At 58.5% G+C, this 17,714-nt stretch carries 16 protein-coding genes; 4 read left to right on the plus strand and 12 right to left on the minus strand.

What is annotated here, in order from left to right; all coding sequences use genetic code 11:
- Nucleotides 1-275 precede the first annotated feature (275 nt).
- Complete coding sequence (locus BUA94_RS06250; protein WP_073010168.1) at nucleotides 276-1,397, plus strand: porin; 1,122 nt, start codon at nucleotides 276-278, stop codon at nucleotides 1,395-1,397.
- A gap of 261 nt (nucleotides 1,398-1,658) precedes the next feature.
- Here BUA94_RS06250 and BUA94_RS06255 read toward each other — a convergent pair whose 3' ends face one another.
- The gene (locus BUA94_RS06255; protein WP_073010171.1) at nucleotides 1,659-2,612 is read right to left on the minus strand and encodes an alpha/beta fold hydrolase; all 954 of its coding nucleotides are present in this window, start codon (nucleotides 2,610-2,612) and stop codon (nucleotides 1,659-1,661) included.
- Nucleotides 2,613-2,826: 214 nt separating this feature from the next.
- Between BUA94_RS06255 and dapA the strand changes: the two genes are divergently transcribed.
- Both dapA and smpB read left to right on the plus strand, forming a co-directional pair.
- Complete coding sequence (gene dapA, locus BUA94_RS06260) at nucleotides 2,827-3,705, plus strand: 4-hydroxy-tetrahydrodipicolinate synthase (protein ID WP_073010175.1); 879 nt, start codon at nucleotides 2,827-2,829, stop codon at nucleotides 3,703-3,705.
- 164 nt (nucleotides 3,706-3,869) lie between these two features.
- On the plus strand, nucleotides 3,870-4,349 hold the full coding sequence (smpB, locus tag BUA94_RS06265; protein ID WP_073010179.1) for an SsrA-binding protein SmpB: 480 nt from the start codon (nucleotides 3,870-3,872) through the stop codon (nucleotides 4,347-4,349).
- Nucleotides 4,350-4,415: 66 nt separating this feature from the next.
- On the opposite strand, the gene BUA94_RS06270 is transcribed toward smpB, so the two are convergent.
- Nucleotides 4,416-4,871, minus strand: coding sequence for an acyl-CoA thioesterase (locus tag BUA94_RS06270; RefSeq protein WP_084081726.1), 456 nt, complete (start codon nucleotides 4,869-4,871; stop codon nucleotides 4,416-4,418).
- A 114-nt stretch (nucleotides 4,872-4,985) separates the two neighbouring features.
- Entirely contained in the window at nucleotides 4,986-5,393 is a 408-nt protein-coding gene (locus BUA94_RS06275; RefSeq protein ID WP_073010181.1) for a DUF2000 family protein, read from the minus strand.
- On the opposite strand from BUA94_RS06275, the gene BUA94_RS06280 reads away from it, so the two are divergent.
- Nucleotides 5,392-6,330, plus strand: a complete 939-nt coding sequence (locus BUA94_RS06280; RefSeq protein WP_235860450.1) for an AraC family transcriptional regulator — start codon at nucleotides 5,392-5,394, stop codon at nucleotides 6,328-6,330. The two genes, BUA94_RS06275 and BUA94_RS06280, sit on opposite strands and share 2 nt — an antisense overlap.
- Here the strand turns inward: BUA94_RS06280 and BUA94_RS06285 are convergent.
- From BUA94_RS06285 to acpS, 9 genes are all read right to left on the minus strand, one after another.
- Nucleotides 6,305-7,150, minus strand: a complete 846-nt coding sequence (locus BUA94_RS06285) for a glycosyltransferase family A protein (RefSeq protein WP_073010185.1) — start codon at nucleotides 7,148-7,150, stop codon at nucleotides 6,305-6,307. The genes BUA94_RS06280 and BUA94_RS06285 overlap by 26 nt on opposite strands.
- A 271-nt stretch (nucleotides 7,151-7,421) precedes the next feature.
- Nucleotides 7,422-8,255, minus strand: coding sequence for a glycosyltransferase family A protein (locus tag BUA94_RS06290; RefSeq protein WP_073010188.1), 834 nt, complete (start codon nucleotides 8,253-8,255; stop codon nucleotides 7,422-7,424).
- A gap of 34 nt (nucleotides 8,256-8,289) precedes the next feature.
- Nucleotides 8,290-10,539, minus strand: a complete 2,250-nt coding sequence (gene parC / locus BUA94_RS06295) for a DNA topoisomerase IV subunit A (RefSeq protein ID WP_073010191.1) — start codon at nucleotides 10,537-10,539, stop codon at nucleotides 8,290-8,292.
- A gap of 134 nt (nucleotides 10,540-10,673) precedes the next feature.
- The gene (gene recO / locus BUA94_RS06300) at nucleotides 10,674-11,453 is read right to left on the minus strand and encodes a DNA repair protein RecO (RefSeq protein ID WP_073010194.1); all 780 of its coding nucleotides are present in this window, start codon (nucleotides 11,451-11,453) and stop codon (nucleotides 10,674-10,676) included.
- A gap of 106 nt (nucleotides 11,454-11,559) precedes the next feature.
- Entirely contained in the window at nucleotides 11,560-13,872 is a 2,313-nt protein-coding gene (locus BUA94_RS06305; protein ID WP_139251025.1) for a hypothetical protein, read from the minus strand.
- A gap of 606 nt (nucleotides 13,873-14,478) precedes the next feature.
- Entirely contained in the window at nucleotides 14,479-15,405 is a 927-nt protein-coding gene (gene era / locus BUA94_RS06310) for a GTPase Era (protein WP_073011091.1), read from the minus strand.
- 140 nt (nucleotides 15,406-15,545) lie between these two features.
- Nucleotides 15,546-16,253: a ribonuclease III gene (rnc, locus tag BUA94_RS06315; protein WP_073010201.1), complete on the minus strand. Its 708-nt coding sequence runs from the start codon at nucleotides 16,251-16,253 to the stop codon at nucleotides 15,546-15,548.
- A gap of 37 nt (nucleotides 16,254-16,290) precedes the next feature.
- Nucleotides 16,291-17,055: a signal peptidase I gene (gene lepB, locus BUA94_RS06320; RefSeq protein WP_073010204.1), complete on the minus strand. Its 765-nt coding sequence runs from the start codon at nucleotides 17,053-17,055 to the stop codon at nucleotides 16,291-16,293.
- A gap of 132 nt (nucleotides 17,056-17,187) precedes the next feature.
- A complete protein-coding gene (gene acpS / locus BUA94_RS06325) occupies nucleotides 17,188-17,613 on the minus strand; it encodes a holo-ACP synthase (protein WP_073010207.1) in 426 nt (141 codons plus the stop codon).
- Nucleotides 17,614-17,714 lie beyond the last annotated feature (101 nt).

Raw genomic sequence — 17,714 nt, forward strand, 5'->3', positions numbered from 1 at the left:
TTACTTTTGACCCTGATTTTGTGACATTCGGGCAACACCGGATTTTGAAAGGCCGTCTGGAGGCGTACTTGCCGCTTTTCGAGATTGCGCCGCCGGTGCGGATGCGTATGTTCGAACTGCGAGCGGCTTTCGGGTCGCGCTGCTTTGCCCGCCTCGGACGTCCAACCTCCGACCGGCGGCCAAGTCAGAGAATTTCGCGGGGAAACGATGACTACGGCAAGCGCCGGACCTCAGATGAGGAAGTCGTCAGTAACATGACTGTTTGGAGGTCAGAAATGAACTTTAAGAGCCTTATGCTCGGCGCCGCCGCTGTTGCTGCTGCCACTTCTGCCCAGGCTGCCGACCTGCCGGTCGCTGCTGAGCCGGTTGATTACGTCAAGGTTTGCGACGCTTACGGCGCACGCTTCTACTACATCCCGGGCACCGACACCTGCCTGCGCGTCGGCGGCCGTATCCGCGCTGACTACCAGATCAACAACTTCGCTGACACCACCAAGGGCCTCAGCGCTTGGAACAACCACGCTGCCGATGGTTACCGTTTCCGCGCTCGCGGTTACATCTACCTCGATAGCCGCACCAACACCGAATTCGGTCTGCTGCGCACCTACACCTCGATCTACGGCACCAACACCAATGGCGCTGAAGGCTTCGATCTGGACAAGGCGTTCATCCAGTGGGGCGGCCTGACCTTCGGTCATGCTACGTCGTTCTTCGACTACTTCACCGGTCAGGCATTCATGGGCGTTGTTGGCCGTAACTGGTCCGACACCACCGTTAACCTGGCAGCTTACACCGCTGCATTCGGCAACGGCTTCTCCGCTACCCTGTCTCTCGAAGACGGCGACTTCCGTGAAAACGGTGCATACGGCGGCAACCGTTACCCGGATATCGTTGCTAACCTGCGTGTTGACCAGGGTTGGGGTAACGCACAGCTGGCCGGTGCTCTGCACCACGTTAACCCGGCTGTTAACACCACCAAGGATCACACCGGCTACGCAATCCAGGGTGGCGTGACCATCAACCTGCCGATGCTGTCTTCCGGTTCGAACATTGCGTTCCAGGCTGCTTACGCAGACGGCGCTCTGAACTACCTCGGCACCGGCATTGCTGACTACAACGGCAACAAGACCAACACCGGTTGGAACGTTGGCGCCGGCGTATACTTCCAGGCAACCTCGACCGTTGGTCTGGCCCTGGACGGCACCTACCTCGACGTAGACGTTGCTAACAGCAACAACGACGTCACCCGTTGGGCTCTTGATGGTTCCGTCGTGTGGGAGCCGGTTTCCGGCCTGCAGATCGGTGCTGACATGGGTTACGCTTCCACCGACGTCAAGAACAGCAACGCCGACCTGGACGAGCTGCTCTTCGGTGTTCGCGTACAGCGCACCTTCTAATTCATACCTTTCCTAAGGTTTGAATGAGAAAGCCCGGCGGAAACGCCGGGCTTTTTTCTTGCCGTCTGTGATGTGAAGTTCGGCTTATGGTTTGTGCATGGTTCTGAATGTGGATTTTTCACCCCACTCATTCGGGCCCCTAAAGCCACAGCCCTGCTGCGCCTCGAAGTGAGGCGTGGATCTTCAGAATATCAGTCGGCTCAATGCGGAAATCCTGCGCCCTTGAGTAGTGCAGAGGCATTGCAACTCGGAGTGTGCTGCTCAGATCAGCCGCTCCAGGAAATCGCCAATGGCGTTCTGTGTTTGCTGATCCCACAAAAGTGGCGCGTGGCCTTCGCCTGAGACTTCGAGGCACTTTGTGTCCGGATGACGCAGACACATGGTCTGAGCGGTCTCAGCGGACAAAATGTCCGAGAGGGCACCACGGATGACCAGAACCGGAATGCGGCTTGAGGCTTCAAAGAGAGGCCAAAGGTCCGGAAACGCTCCGCCCTTGTCCCAGCCTTCCAGCGTCTTGCCAAGATTTGGATCGTAATTCAGCGTCACGCCAGCCTCCGAAAGGGAGGCGAGCTGCATTGCAAGCTGCTCCCAGCCCGCGCTGTCGAGGTCTGGAAACTGACCTTTGAGCCCGGACTTCAGGCTGGAGGCCAGAGATGCGAGGCTGTCATAGGTCATCTTTGAGCCAACAGAGCCTGAGATCCGTTTCAATCCATCGAACTCGATAACAGGTCCAATGTCATTCAGGATCATTCCGGCCATCTGCTCGGGACCATAGGTTGCCGCCATTGCCATGGCATGCAGCCCGCCGCGTGAGGTGCCGAGGACTGCAAACCGCTCCAGCCCGAGATGCTTGATCGCGGCCGCGATGTCTTCTGCTTCCACTGGAATGGAATAGCTTTGCCAGTCGCTCGTCCAGGAGCTGGAACCGCGGCCGCGATAGTCGAGGGCTATGACCGGATGGCCTTTGGCTGCCATCGCCCGGGCTATAGCGTCGAAATCCCGGGTGTTTCTCGAAAGTCCGGGCAGGCAGAGGAGGGGGAGCTTTGCTGCGCGTTCCCAAAGATCGTCCAGCTGGCCTGAAATCTGGCCAGAGGCGCTGGTCTTCGCCGTCCAGCGCGTGCCGCTCAGAAGAAGTCCGCCAGACCCTGTCCAGGCAAAACGGCTGACATCCAGGGCAAGTGAGTCGGTGGTGAGAGAAGCGTGGGAAACGGACATCAGGAAGGCCTTTGAAAGGGATGCTTTCAGGCAGACTACTGCGTGGTTTGTCAGGTGGCCAGACGGGTTTCTGTTGCTTCGCTGCAGCCTTGATCAAGAACCTGATCTGGCGAAGGACTTCGCCATTGCTCCGGGCAATTCTGAGGATTATGGTGCCGGTCCAGCCTACCAAGACGGCAGGTGGAAACTGTCAGTACGATTAAGGAAACCAGAAATGTTTAGCGGATCGATTCCAGCGCTTGTTACCCCGTTCACGAACGGAGCGCTTGATGAGAAACGGTTCCAGGATTTCGTCGACTGGCAGATAAAAGAGGGCTCTGACGGGCTTGTTCCGGTCGGGACGACCGGTGAGAGCCCAACGCTGACACATGATGAGCACAAGCGGATTGTCGAGCTTTGCATCGAGGCTGCCGGCGGGCGCGTGCCCGTCATGGCCGGTGCCGGTTCGAACAACACCGCGGAAGCGATCGATCTTGCCAAGTTTGCCGAAAAGGCCGGGGCAGATGGTCTTCTGATCGTCACGCCTTATTACAACAAGCCCAATCAGGCGGGCCTGAAGGCGCATTACCGGGCGATTGATGCTGAAGTCGGAATTCCGATCTTCATCTACAACATTCCGGGCCGTTCGGTGATCGACATGCTGCCGGAAACGATGGCGGAGCTTTACAAGAGCTGCAAGAACATCAAGGGCGTCAAGGATGCGACCGCAAACATGGCCAAGGCCAGCATGCAGCGCCATCATTGCGGACCGGATTTCGTGCAGCTGTCCGGTGAGGACATCACGGCTCTGGCCTTCAATTCCCATGGCGGTTCGGGCTGCATTTCGGTGACGGCAAACCTTGCGCCGCGCCTTTGTGCGGACATGCAGGCAGCCTGCAAGGCAGGGGACTATGCGAAGGCTCTGGAGATCCAGGACCGCCTCGCGCCTCTGCATCAGGCGCTCTTCATCGAGCCGAACCCGGCCGGGGTGAAATATGCCCTGTCGCTGATCGGCAAGATGGACAATGACCTGCGCTTGCCGCTGGTGCCTGTTGCCGAAAGCACCCAGGCCGAAATCCGCGCAGCCATGGTTCATGCCGGCCTGCTGAACTGACTGCCGCTTTAAAAAGCGGCGAAGAGCACTATCTAGAGCCTGTCTCCCAAAAGTGGCTACCGGTTTTGGGACCAGGACATGCGCTAAATGAATAGAGACACCATTGCCCGGCTCATTCCTGCGCCGGGCAATGTTTTTGAAACGAAGACCGAAGAGTAGAGACAATGGCCCCGAAACGCGGAGATGCGCCCGGTCGGAAGATCATTTCCGACAACCGGAAGGCCCGGTTCAACTTCGAGATCGAAGACACACTGGAAGTGGGGATCGAGCTCAAGGGCACCGAGGTGAAGTCGCTGCGCAACGGCAAGGCGAATATCGCCGAGTCCTATGCCGCCGAATATCAGGGCGAGATCTGGATCTACAACGTCTATATCCCGGAATACCTTCAGGCCAACCGGTTCAACCATGAGCCCCGCCGTCCGCGCAAGCTGCTCCTGCACAAGCGCGAAATCGGCAAGCTGGCAGGCGCTGTCCAGAAGGAAGGCAAGACCATCGTTCCGTTGAAGCTCTATTTCAACGAGGTCGGCCGGGCGAAGATCGAACTGGCCCTTGCCAAGGGCAAGAAGCTGCATGACAAGCGCGAGACCGAGAAGCAGCGCGATTGGCAGCGGGAAAAGGCTCGGGTGTTCAAAACCTTCGGATAAGCTGTGGGGAGCCTGTGGATAGTTTTGGGATAATTCCCATGCTGTCCACTATGTTTGCACGGCTTTTCAACCAGCGGTCAACAGGGTGAGCTTGTCCCGGGTTTCCTGCGGGATAGCCAGAGGTCTGCGCGTTTCACGGTCGACGTGAACATGTACGAACCGGCCTTGCGCTGCGGGCTTTTCCTTGCTCGCTTGAAACAGTCCGATCTGATAAATCACTGAAGACGAACCGATTTTCTCGATTCTGATGCCTGCCTCAACAGTTTCGGGGAAGATCAGTTCGGAGAAATAGTGGCAGCCGGTTTCGACCACGAGGAAGACCGTCGGTGAGCTGCGCGGATCAAGCAGCCCCTGGCTGACGTACCAGCCATTCACAGCCGTGTCGAAAAAGCTCAGATACTGGACGTTGTTGACGTGGCCGTAGATGTCGGCGTCCATCCAGCGGGTGGGGATATTCTGGAATGCCGGATAGGCGTCCCTGCCTAAGGGCAAGGGGCGCTCCGGCTTGGATGGGCTGGTCATGAAGGGATGTCCTGCGGGCAGTCTGGAATTGGGATGAAGAACCATGCCTCTCCAGATTGGCCGCAGGAACTGCGTCCGTCGAGCGAAACTTGCGACCGGGAGAGTTTCCCCTGGTCAGGGGTGCATTTTCGCTCCCTTGGTGATCTTGTCTGCCAGCTTCTTGTCCGCATGAAAGGCAATGCCGGCGATCCTCGCGGTGCCGGGCGCGCATTTGCTGAAGACTTCCCGGTTGGCGGCGTCGTGGCTGGTGGAGAACATGTCGTCGATATAAAGCGCTGCGTCTACGCCGCGCGACAGGGCGCGTTCCTGGATCTTGTCCATGCCCGCTGCATCGGCGCTCAGAACGATGATTGGCTGGCGGCAAATGGCATAGTAATCATGACCGGCTGCATCCTTGTAGGGCTCGCCTATAAGCCCGAGTGTTCCGGCCGAAACGCCGGTGGCCAGAAACGCCGTAACATTCAGTTTCTGCCAGGTGGCGAGATCCTCGCGGACCGTGATCACGAACTTGGTGTCGAACATGAAGCATAACTCCTTCAAGGGCTTCCTGAATCCGGAAATGGAGCGGACACTAGCAGCTGAGGATCAGGTCGATCTTGAACGTTTGTGCAAGCGGCCGGGTGACCGGATCCTGATGGCTGCGGAGGAGGGCGGCATTGAGCGGATCGACGCCCGTTTCAGCGGCAAGGGCTATGCGCCGCATCGCCATGATACCTATGCGCTGGGGCTGACCGTCCGCGGCGTGCAGACCTTTCACTACAGGGGCGCGGCGCGGGCTTCCCTGCCGGGGCAGATCATCGTGCTGCACCCGGATGAACTTCATGATGGCGGGGCGGGCACAGACGAGGGGCTGAGCTACCGGATGCTCTATCTGCCGCCTGAGGATGTGGCGGAAGCAACTCTCAGCGCCGGACAGGCCTCGGAACTTCCCTTCGTGAGCACGCCGGTTATTTCCGATCCGGAGTTCCAGCTGGCACTGCGCGAAGGCTTGAGCGATCTTGATGAGCCGATTGGCAGCTTGCGGCGGGACAGTCTCATCGCTGCACTGACCCAATGTCTGCAGCGTCATGGCGGGCGGGCGAGGCTGCGCAAGTCCGTGCTGCACTGGCCCGGCCTGCAGCGTTGTGCGGAGCATCTGCGCGAGAATGCTGTAGGCAGTGTCCAGTCAGAGGAACTTGAGACCGTCGCCGAACTGGACCGGTTCACGCTCGCCCGGCAGTTCAAAAGAGCTTTCGGCACATCGCCCCACCGCTATCAGGTGATGCGCAGGCTGGAGCGGGCAAGGGCAGGTATCCGGTCCGGTGTGCCCTTGGCTTCCGCGGCGGTGGATGCGGGTTTTGCCGATCAGGCTCACATGAGCCGGCATTTCAAGAGAACTTACGGCATGACTCCGGGGCATTGGCAACGTCTGCTCCATTCGACAGATTGGCACACTAAGTCAGATCGAGGTTGCTCTTGAGGCGCCGCCAGCGCTTGAGCACGCTGCGTTTGAGCTTCTGCGGGAAGCTGAGCCGCTTATGCCTGTGGTGCACCAGAAGCTCGGGGTGAATGAATAATTTGCCGAAACCCGCTCTTCTCATGTGTTCATGCAGCCGAACATGCTCGCAGGTTTCATCGCAGATCTTCCCTATGGCAGAGTAGTTCGATCCATTGAGCGAGGAGAACTTGTAAATCCCGAGGCCCCCGAATGCGGAATTGACGGGGATCGGGTCGCCTTTCGGGGAAATCACTATCTGCCTGGCTTTGACATAGAGGTTGTAGGCATCGGCATCTGACATGAAAACAGGCTTGTCGCGCATCTCGGAAAAGCAATCCTCGGGGCACCACTGCGGATGCCTGAGCGCAAAGATATCGTAGTAGCAGCCAGCATTATTGGCGAAGAGCGCATCCCACTCAAATTCTGAGCCTTCAACAATGCTTTTCACATGTTGAAGGGAGAAGCCCCTGGAGACGTCATCGCAATCCAGAATGAGGAAAAGGTCGCTTGGCCTGTCCCAGCCAAGTTTTCGCGCCTCGTCGAGGCAAAGTTGCCTTCCGTGAGCAATCCGGGCAATTCGGTCGGGCAGGGTTTCAAGCAGTGACGGTAGGCGAAGGATTTTCCCATAAGGGTTCTTCGCCTGAAACCTTTCGAGTATTCGACCCGAATAATCTTTGGAGTCATTCTCGATAAATATATATCGAAAGTCATCGAAAATATGGTGCCGGTTCTCGATCTCGGAGAACAAGGCCTGCAGATAGGGCTCACAATCTCGCACGCATCCGACGAGGCAAAGGCGCATAAAATGGCTTTCCAGAAAATTGGATCAAAACAAATCTTGAAAGTCTCGAAGTTCTTTAATCGGCTGCTTTTAAACGTCCCCGGACGGCGATCCTGTCATTAATTCGCCCGGAGGCTTTCAAGATGTGGCCTGTCTGGTAGATCTCTAGATGTCTTGAAATGCGTCGAAGTAAGTGCTTGGAGGTCGGGTCCGTACAGATTTCATCAGGTTATGGAGGAAAATGAATTTTATATTGGTTATTTTCAATTTTCAGAATTTGATAAAATTCGAACTACGACCGTACTGTTTTGCGAAGTCTCTTGTTGATGCTTCTTTTTAGTCTTTGAATCCGGGTCAGGCGTTTTGTCTTTGGGTGGACCAACAGTTCAGGGTGGATGAAAAGCTTCCCATGCCCACTCTGACGCATCGTTTCATGTAGCCAGATATGCTCGCAGGTTTCGTAGTCGTTCACTTGCGACGGAGCATAGCTTGCGGAAGCCAGGGCATTCAGTTTGTAAATCCCAATTCCGCCAAAGGCCGAGATCACCGGAATTGGCGCCTGATCAGGGCTGATCGTTATACGTCTGGAGCGGATATATAATCTGTGAGCATCGTCCCAGCTCATGAAAGACGGCCGTTGCTCAAGTTCCTGAAGTGGGTCGTTCGGGCACCAGACCGGATGTCGCAAGGCGAACAGATCGTAGTAAGCACCCTCGGTATTTGCAAAGAGCGCATGCCACTCGAAGGTCGAGCGCACAATGACATCACGTATCTTTTGAAGTGACAGTCCGTTTGTTACGTCATCGCAATCGATGAGGATGAAATAGTCGTCCTCACGGGTCCAGTTCAGTTTGCGGGCTTCGTCCAGACAGAGCTGCCGCGTGTAGCCGATCCTGTCTGTGCGCTGGGGAAAACGCTCTTCCAGAGAGGGGAGTAGAAGAGCCTGGCCACATTGGAATTCCCTTGCAAAGCTTGCCAGGAGCTCCGCGGATCCATCGCTCGAGTCATTTTCGGCAAAGATAAAATGGAATTCATCGAAGATGTCTTTCTGTTCGCTTATTTCCGCAAACAGACCTGGCAGATAGGACGCGCAGTTCCGGACACTGCCTGCAAGACAAATACGCATCTTTCCTCTTTTACTCGTGCTGCTTGGGGCGGTCTTAAAGACCGCCCGTACCGAACTTGTTGGTGCGCGGGAAGCCGGTGGGGGGCAGACGTCCAGCCTGTCCGCGTTCGCCGCTCCAGTCGGTCAGCTCTTCCATCGACCGGTTGAAGGTGCGGCCCGAGCTGTCGGTCCAGATCAGGCCCTGCTCGCCCTTGAAGACCTTGATGTCGGACACCCGGCCATCGCGGTAGCGCTGCAGGCGGACACCGCGGCCGCGGCCCATTTGCGGGATCTGGTTCAGCGGGAAGACCAGCAGCTTGCGGTTCTCGCCGATGATGGCAACCTGGTCGCCGGCAGCTTCAACGCAGATCACCGCCTCATTCGGCAGGGTCAGGTTCAGAACCTGCTTTCCCTTGCGCGTGTTGGCGATGACATCCTCTTCCGGCACCACGAAGCCTCTCGCTTCATCGCTGGCAACCAGGAGAACGCGGCCGGGCTTGTGCACGAAGGCGCTGACGATGTCCTGCGCCTCGTCCATTTCCACCATCAGGCGGATCGGCTCACCATGACCGCGCCCGCCCGGCAGCTTGTCAGCCCCCAGGGTGAAGAACTTGCCACCGGTGGTGAAGATCAGCACCTTGTCCGTCGTTTCCGCATGGAACGACAGCTTCAGCGCATCACCCTGCTTGAAGGCGACGGAGCCGAGATCGCTCTGATGCCCCTTGAGAGCGCGGATCCAGCCCTTCTGGGACACGATCACCGTGATCGGCTCTTTCTCGATCATGGCCTGGTGGATGTCTTCCAGATCGTGTTCAGGCGCTTCCGTCAGGCTGGTGCGGCGCTTGCCGATTTCGGTTTCGGGACCATAGGCCTTGGCGATTTCGCCGATTTCCTTGCCGATCCGGGTCCACTGGCGGGCATCCGAGCCAAGCAGCTTGGTCAGCTCGTCTTTCTCGTTGGAAAGCTTGCTGTGCTCCTTGCGGATTTCCATTTCCTCAAGCTTGCGCAAGGACCGCAAGCGCATGTTGAGGATGGCTTCGGCCTGAACATCGCTCAGGTCGAAGAAGCGCATCAGTTCGGCCTTGGGCTCGTCTTCCTCGCGGATGATGCGGATGACTTCATCAAGGTTCAAATAAGCCTTGAGATAGCCCTCCAGCACTTCGAGCCGGTGATTGATCTGGTCGAGCCGGTGTTCGGAACGGCGGATCAGCACGTCCTTACGGTGGGCGAGCCACTCGGTCAAGACCTGCTTCAGCCCCATCACCATGGGCACCTTGCCCATGGAAAGCACGTTCATGTTCAGCGAGAACCGGTTTTCCAGGTCCGTCAGCTTGAACAGGGATTCCATCATCAAGGCCGGGTCGACATTGCGCGAGCGCGGCACCAGAACGACGCGGATATCCTCGGCGGATTCATCGCGCACATCTTCCAGAAGCGGCAGCTTGCGGGCGGTCAGCAACTCGGCGATCTTTTCGATCAGGCGCGACTTCTGCACCTGATAGGGGATCTCGGTGACGACGATGACCCACTGGCCCCGGCCAAGGTCTTCCACTTCCCAGCGGGCGCGAACGCGGAAGCTGCCGCGGCCCGTGGCATAGGCCTCGCGGATCGAGCCTTCGTCGGACACAAGCAGACCGCCGGTCGGGAAATCCGGGCCCTTGATGTGGTCCAGCAACTGGAGCGGATCGCAATCCGGGTTCTTGATCAGATGCTGGCAGGCCTCGCACAGCTCATAGGCATTGTGCGGGGGAATGGAAGTTGCCATGCCCACGGCGATGCCGGAGGAGCCGTTGGCGAGCAGGTTCGGGAAGCCGCCCGGCAGAACGATCGGTTCCTTGTCTTCCCCGTCATAGGTCTCGCGGAAGTCGATGGCGTTCTCGTCCAGGCCGTCCAGCAGGCGCTTGGCCGTGTCGGTCATCCGGGCTTCGGTGTAACGCATGGCGGCAGCGTTATCGCCGTCCACGTTGCCGAAGTTGCCCTGGCCGTCGATCAGCGGATACCGCTGGGCAAAATCCTGCGCCAGGCGCACGAGGGCGTCATAGACCGCCTGGTCACCGTGCGGGTGATACTTACCGATCACGTCACCGACCACACGGGCGCATTTCTTGAAGCCGGACCCCGGATCCAGCTTCAGGAGGCGCATGGCATAAAGCACGCGCCGGTGAACCGGCTTCAGGCCATCGCGCACATCGGGCAGGGCCCGGTGCATGATTGTCGACAAGGCATAGGCAAGGTAGCGCTCTTCCAGCGCTTCCCGCAGTTCAATTCCTTCAATGCCGCTTGGCGGAGCTACTTCTTTTCCCATGCTTCAAGAGCTAACGCGCTTGGGGCGCTGACACAATCAGAGGGGAGGGGAAATCGCGGAGTTCTGCGGGTTTTCCACGTTTTCAAAAGACCGGGAACGCCAGAAAGTCAGGCCAGATCATCAGGCCCGGATCGTCAGGTCATGAAATCCCAGGGCTGGGCCTCCCGGTAGCCCTTCTCGACAGCGCTGAGCACGGGCGCGCGCAGAAGCGCCAGGGACGGGGCCTGAGGCAGGGTGTCGTGCCCGGCCTCGCGGATCCGCTCCAGAAAGAACGAGGTGAGCCTGAAGCCTTCCGCAATATCGGTAAAGCTGATCTCACCACCTTGCTGGCGCTGGCCTTCCACCAGAAAACCGGGCAGGGGCAAGAGCTTGTCGTGATAGGGCAGGCCCGCCTCCCGGCTTACCGCCCGGCCGGAATTGGGGGAGACATAGGCAAGGTCATCCATCCGCCCGGTTGCAGCGCAAGCGGTCAGATCCAGGCCGAAGCCCAGTTCGGCCAATAGTTCCAGCTCGAAGCGGACCAGAAGCGGGGCAGCCACCTGCGGGCTGTCCATGTGGTCGAGAACGACCGACAGGGCATGGAAAAGCCGCGGATGGGGATCGCGCTCGGGCATCAGGCGCAGGAGACCGGCAAGGTGCTGGACGGAATGGAGCCCGAGCGGTGTTTCCATCAATCGGGCGGCGCGTGACTTCACCGGATCGATGGCAAACTGGCCCATCTGGTCCGTGAGCCGCGCGCGCCAGGTCACCTGCACCTGATTGCCGGGCTGAAGCACCGGTTGAAGGCGGCGGGATTTCCCGCCGCGCACCACGCCTGCGTGTCGGCCATGGCTTTCGCTCATGATCTCGAGGATCACGTTGCTCTCACCCAGCCTGCGGGCCGTCAGAACGATTGCTTCACCGGTCCATTCCATGGCGCTGTTTTAGCAGCACCGGTGGGCAATTGTCCTGCGGCTTGTCAGGTTGGGCGCGCTGTTTCCTCGAACGGGGTTGTATGCACGTTGTTGTTCTTTGAAAGGCTCAATTGTTGACGGCGATCGTGATCGATGTCGGCAAGGCCTTGCCAAAATTGATGTTGGTGGAAAAACTTCCCTGATCATCGAACGGATAACCGTAAACCAGGCCGTTGATGCTGATGCCGTTCACCGGGTCGGCCGAGACATTTTGGTGCAGGAAGGCTGAATAGAGATTTGAAAGCGGGGCCGTAACGCCGTCGAAGTCCGGGTAAAAGACAATTGCGGCCGGCCCCTTGCACGAAGTTCCGGTGTCTGTGTAGCTCGTTGCCTGATTTTCCCCGGTGTTCTCCAGTTCGGCAATCAAGACGTAAGAGCCGGAACCGCTACGCCGGTACACGAGGGCCTTTTCATAAAGTGCAGCAGATTGCGGCAACCAGGACAGCTCGACCGAACTGTCTGATGTCAACACAACGGTCTGTGTCCAGGACAGGGCCGTCTGCCCGCCCGCCTTGAGAACTCCGGCAAGGGCATAGGTGTAACGCCCTGCTGACAGTTGTGAAGTTCCTTTCGGTGCAGGCGTCACGATTGCGGCTTGAGAGAACTGAAACAAGGACGTGTACTGCATTGGCGCCAGCCAGCCCTGTTTGTCGGTTGCAAGGCCCCGGTTAAGACCAGAGACAATGACGTTTTCCAGGTTGGTCAGGGCGTTCACCGCCAGACCTGCGAAACTTGTTTGCTGCGCAGTCGCGTCCGGATCGTTGACCGTGGAAAAAACGCCATTGCAAGCGAAGACCTGTTCTGAGGGGCTGCTCGTTGCGTTTACTAGCCACGTAGGCGCAGTTGGTAGGGTATAAGGCGGGGAGGTAGGCGCGGGAAAAGGCATTTTCGTACGGCCAGTATTATCCTGGAAATAGGGGAAGTAGAGATTGATCACGGCGCCCTCATATTCCCCTTTCGTGAGGCTGCTTTTGCCGGCCAATTTGTGATTGCTCAGGTCGTTCTGATCATAGGCATTGCCGACAAGCTGGAGCACATAATAGCTCTGTTTGCCGTCTCCCCATTGCCATGTGGCGGCGATGGACTTCTGCGTGCCGTCGCTTGAGACATATTGGGAGCTTGTGATCGGTTCTCCCTGATCGGGTGTCACCAGCGTGACCTGTCCGGTCCACATGGTGCCGTTGCTGGTCCCATTCATTTGCGACGACTGATAGATCCAGAAAGTCTCTTTCATGTAATGCGCGAAGAAGTTTTGCAGCGGTAAATCCAAGCAGGTTGACAATGGGCTGAAGCCGTAAGACGTCGTCTTCGGATTTTGCGACGGGCTTTTGACGCTTATTGCTTCATCGACGTAGCAATAGTCATTCTGTTCGTTCCACGCCTTAATCGTCATTGAGGTGAGCAGACCGAACTCGGACAAGGCTGGCGTAGGTGGAACTTTGAAGGGCTGTCCAGGGAGCGGCGCATTCTGCGGTGCTACGGCTGCACGATAGATTTTAAGACCAGTAGCAAGGGGGTTTTCCGGAGTATAGGCCACCGGGGTGCCATCCTGTTGCCAGCCAAGCTTTATTTCTGAGGCTGCGGGGTCACCGCTGTCAGACAGCAAAGGCCCGCCAAAGACGTGGGTAGACGCGGCCGTCTCGCCCGAGGAGTTCGTTTCGCTGACCATGTAGAAGTAGCTGTGACTGAGAAATCCGGTTTTGGACCCCGGCGGCACCCCGCTCGGGGCTACATAGGAGAGTGTTTTGGGGGCGCGTACCGCATTAAGCACGTCCTGCGGCGCAATGAGCTGGTTGTTCGGAACATTCAAACAGTCGGAATAGGGAGAACTACCCGGAAACCGCGTCTGATATTTGCTGACAAGCTCTCCGATCTTGAGGGGAATGCCAACGGTCTCCAGCGGGAAGGGGGCCGAGGAACTCGCCGCCGTGAAGGTCAGGCCGATCTGGTCGACGTTGGAGATATCGACGTCGAGAAGCGCACCGCTCCCATTTGAGGATGGGGCTGTATAGGTCAACTCGAACAGGGCAAAGTGGTCGTCCGGGTTCGACGATGGTGTTGGAGAGCTGGGTTTGCTGTCATGGACCGGGATGCCCTTTGTTTGACCGTGAAACATCACAACCACGCCGCTGTTCATACTTGTGTCTGAGGGCAAGGACACGGTGAAGTTCGATCCGGGAGCTGTGTTCAGGCAATCGGTTTGGGGACTTGCTGCGCTGCTGAACTGTTCATAGGCGCTGTTCGCTGCACTCCAATAACTCCAGGGATCGTTTTCATGCGGACCTTGCCGGAAGAAAATCGCATAGCTGAAATCAGCTGGCTTGATACTTGCCGCAAGACCGAACCGGAGACCTGGAAAAGCGTTTGCTGCATTGGTCATGATCGTTCCCCCCATTGCTTCCAGGCCCTGCGGATTTTGGCTTCGGCCGGCCGGAACTTGATGTCTTCCAGGAACTCCGCAGTCAGTTTCTTGTGCGGCACTCACGCGAACTATGATAAATTTAAATCATAAGTTGTAGAAAGCTTCAAGAGCCCTCATTGAGGGAAGGGTAATCAGGATCTCAATTGGGTGGCGAAGCCTTGCGGCAGTGACGACCTCTCCCCGGTCGGGAGTAGCCGGACCGGAGGTCCGGGTGAGGGGGGGCTTGCAGAGAGAACTCGCCCTCACCCCAGCCTCTCCCTGAGGGAGAGGAAGCGCGCAGAGTGCCTGGAAAGGCTGCGGAGCTCTCGTGGTGTATTTGTCCCGAGCCTTGCGGCAGTGACTACCTCTCCTCGGTGGGGAGAGGCCGGACCGAAAGGTCCGGGTGAGGGGGGCTTGCAGAGAGATTTCGCCCTCACCCCAGCCCTCTCCCTGAGGGAGAGGAAGCGCGCAGAGTGCCTGGAAAGGCTGCTGAGTTTCCGCTGTGTGTGTCCCGAGCCTTGCAGCAATGGCGGCCTCTCCCCGTAAGGAGAGGCCCGACTGAAGGTCCGGGTGAGGGGAAAGCCCTCAGCGCGGGAATTCCAGGCCCATTTCGCGGTAGCGTTCCGGGTCGTCGGCCCAGTTCTCGCGCACCTTCACGAACAGGAACAGATGCACCGGCTGCTCGATGATCTCGGAGATCTCGTTGCGGGACAGCTGGGAGATGGTTTTGATCGTCTGACCCTTGCGGCCGAGAACGATGCTCTTCTGGCTGTCGCGCTCCACGTAGATGGTCTGCTCGATGCGGACGGAGCCATCCTTGCGCTCCTGCCAGAGTTCCGTTTCCACGGTCGAGATGTAGGGCAGCTCCTGATGGAGCCGCTCGAACAGCTTTTCGCGGGTGATTTCGGCGGCGAGGATGCGAAGCGGCAGGTCCGAGGGCTGGTCCTCGGGGAAGAGCCAGGGACCTTCGGGCACTTTTTCGGAGAAATAGGACAGGATGTCGTCCGTGCCCGAACCGTTGAGGGCGGAGACCATGAAGGTGCGCTCGAACCGCAGCTTCTCATTGGCCGCCTGGGCAAGGTCCAGAAGCTTGTCCCGCTTGGTGATGTCGATCTTGTTGAGGATCAGCACCTTGGGCGTCTGGATGGCTTCCAGCTTTTCCATGATGGCTTCGGCTTCCTCGTCGATGCCCTTGCGGGAGTCGATCAGAAGCGCGATCACATCCGCGTCGCGGGCGCCGCCCCAGGCCGTGTCGACCATGGCCCGGTCAAGCCGACGCTTGGGCTGGAAGATGCCCGGTGTGTCGACGAATACCAGCTGCGCCTTGTCGTGCATGGCGATGCCGCGGACAATAGCGCGGGTGGTCTGAACCTTGTGGGTGACGATGGAGACCTTTGTGCCCACCAGCTGGTTGATCAGGGTGGATTTGCCTGCATTCGGGGCGCCGATCAGCGCGATGATGCCTGCGCGCGTGTCCTCGGGCATGGCCGCCAGAGGCTCGGGCAGGGGCATGTCGAAGCGCGGGGCGTCAAAGCCCTCATCCTCTTCGTCCTCATCATCAAGAAGCTCTTCCTCGTGAAGAGCATCTTCATGAAATTCATCATCTTCGCGGCCTTCACCGGCCGTGTTGCTGGTCTCGTTCAAGTCTGGTCCTATTCGTTCCACACGCCTTCACGGCGCAAGACGGCTTCCGCCGCATTCTGTTCTGCAATCCGCTTGGATCCGCCGCGGCCTTCGCCCTGGGCAAGGCCCTGCACGGTCACGCCAACGACGAAGGTCGGGGCATGGTCGGGGCCATCCCGGCTGATCACGTCATAGCGCGGGGTTGGCAGGCCACGGGACTGGGCCCATTCCTGCAAAGTGGTCTTGGCATCGCGCAGCTGACCGCTCAAGGATAGCATACGCGGCGTCCAAAGGCGCTGCACGAATGCTTCGGCTGCCGGAAAGCCGCCATCGAGGTAAATCGCGGCAATCACGGCCTCGCAGATGTCGGCGAGAAGGGCGGTCTTCTTGCGCCCGCCGGTCTGCGCCTCGCTCTGGCCAATGCGCATGGCGTCGCCGATCTTCAGTTCCACGGCGATCTCGGCGCAGGTCTCGCGCTTGACCATATGGTTGAAACGGCGGGCCAGTTCGCCTTCGTCCGCATTCGGAAACTGCTTGTGCAGCATGGCAGCCACGACAAGGCCGAGCACCCGGTCTCCCAGGAACTCCAGCCGCTGATAGCTGCCATTGACGCTGTCCGATGGATCCAGCGCGCTGGCATGCGTCAGGGCTACGGTCAAAAGCTTAAGGTCGGCAAAGGTATGGCCGAGCCTCTGTTGAAGGCTGGCCATGATCCTCGCCGTATCGTCGCGCGACATCGCTGCGTCCTTGATACGTTGTCAGTTACGGGTCCGGTCAGATGCCGGAGAGCAGGCGGCTCCAGCGGACCGACCACGGCCACTTCCAGAACATCCATGCGGCATTGCCTTCTTCGACGGAGAAGAAGATGACTTCGGCGCGGCCAACCAGATTTTCCAGCGGCACGAAGCCGACGCCACCTTCCAGCGGCGATACGCGGCTGTCCGTGGAATTGTCGCGGTTGTCGCCCATCATGAAATACTGGCCCTGCGGGACTTCATAGACCCGGGTGTTGTCCAGGCTGCCGTTCTGGGTCAGATCCAGCGTGTCATAGGTCACGCCGTTGGGCAGGGTTTCGCGATAGCGGGCGACTCGTTGAACGCCATAGCCGGTGTTCTCGATATAGTCATCGATGCGTTCGCGCTTGACCGGCTCGTCATTGATGTAAAGCACGCCTTCACGGACCTGGATGCGATCGCCGGGCAGACCGACAACGCGTTTGATATAGTCGACAGACGTGTCGCGTGGCAGCTTGAAGACGACAACATCGCCACGCTCCGGCTCGGAACCGATGATGCGGCCATCGAACGGCACGAGCGAGAAGGGCAGGCCAAGGGACAGGCTGGAATAGCCGTAGCTGAACTTGGAGACAAACAGGTAGTCGCCAATGAGGAGCGTGTCCTTCATCGAGCCGGACGGAATGTTGAACGGCTGGAACAGGAAGGTCCGGACGATCAGGGCAAGAGCCAGGGCCTGAACGATGATCTTGACCGTTTCATAAAGGCCACCGTCTTCGTCCTTCTTGTTTTCCGTCGCGCTCATGTCTGTCCTTGGATGAATTGCAGGGCCGGAAAGGGCCGTATTGGGTCAATGTATGGGTGCCGAATGCTGCGCCAGTCTTAGACGCTTGGGGCGCCATAGGCAATCAGAACCCGATGCCGGAGTTGCCTGAATTTAGGCGGCATCATGCGGTTCGGGCCAGTCCGCAGGCCAGGCACTTATGACGACAAAGGCCTGTGCGAGCGGATAGTCGTCGGTGATGGTCAGGTCGATCCGTGCCTTGAACCCGTCCGGGATCATTGAAGTGAGGCGTTCCGCCGCGCCGCCTGTCAGAGCCACAGTCGGCTTTCCCGACGGCAGATTGACGACACCCATCTCCCGCCAGGCAACGCCCATGCGGATGCCGGTGCCAAGGGCCTTGCAGCAGGCCTCCTTGGCGGCAAACCGCTTGGCATAGGACGCTGCACGTTCCTTGCGCTTGTCGGATTTGGCACGTTCAATCTCGGTGAAAACCCTGTTCGTGAACCGGTCTCCAAAGCGATCAAGGGTCTTTTCAATCCGCCTGATGTCGATCAGGTCGCTGCCGATACCTAGAATCATGACGGGGTTCCTGTCCGCGGATGGGCCAGATGTTTTGGCCCCACATGAGTGAGAAAGTTGTGTCGCGCACGTGGTAATTCAAGGTTCCGAGCAAGCATTGC

It is taken from the genome of Roseibium suaedae (genome assembly GCF_900142725.1).
GTDB classification, from domain to species: Bacteria; Pseudomonadota; Alphaproteobacteria; order Rhizobiales; family Stappiaceae; genus Roseibium; species Roseibium suaedae.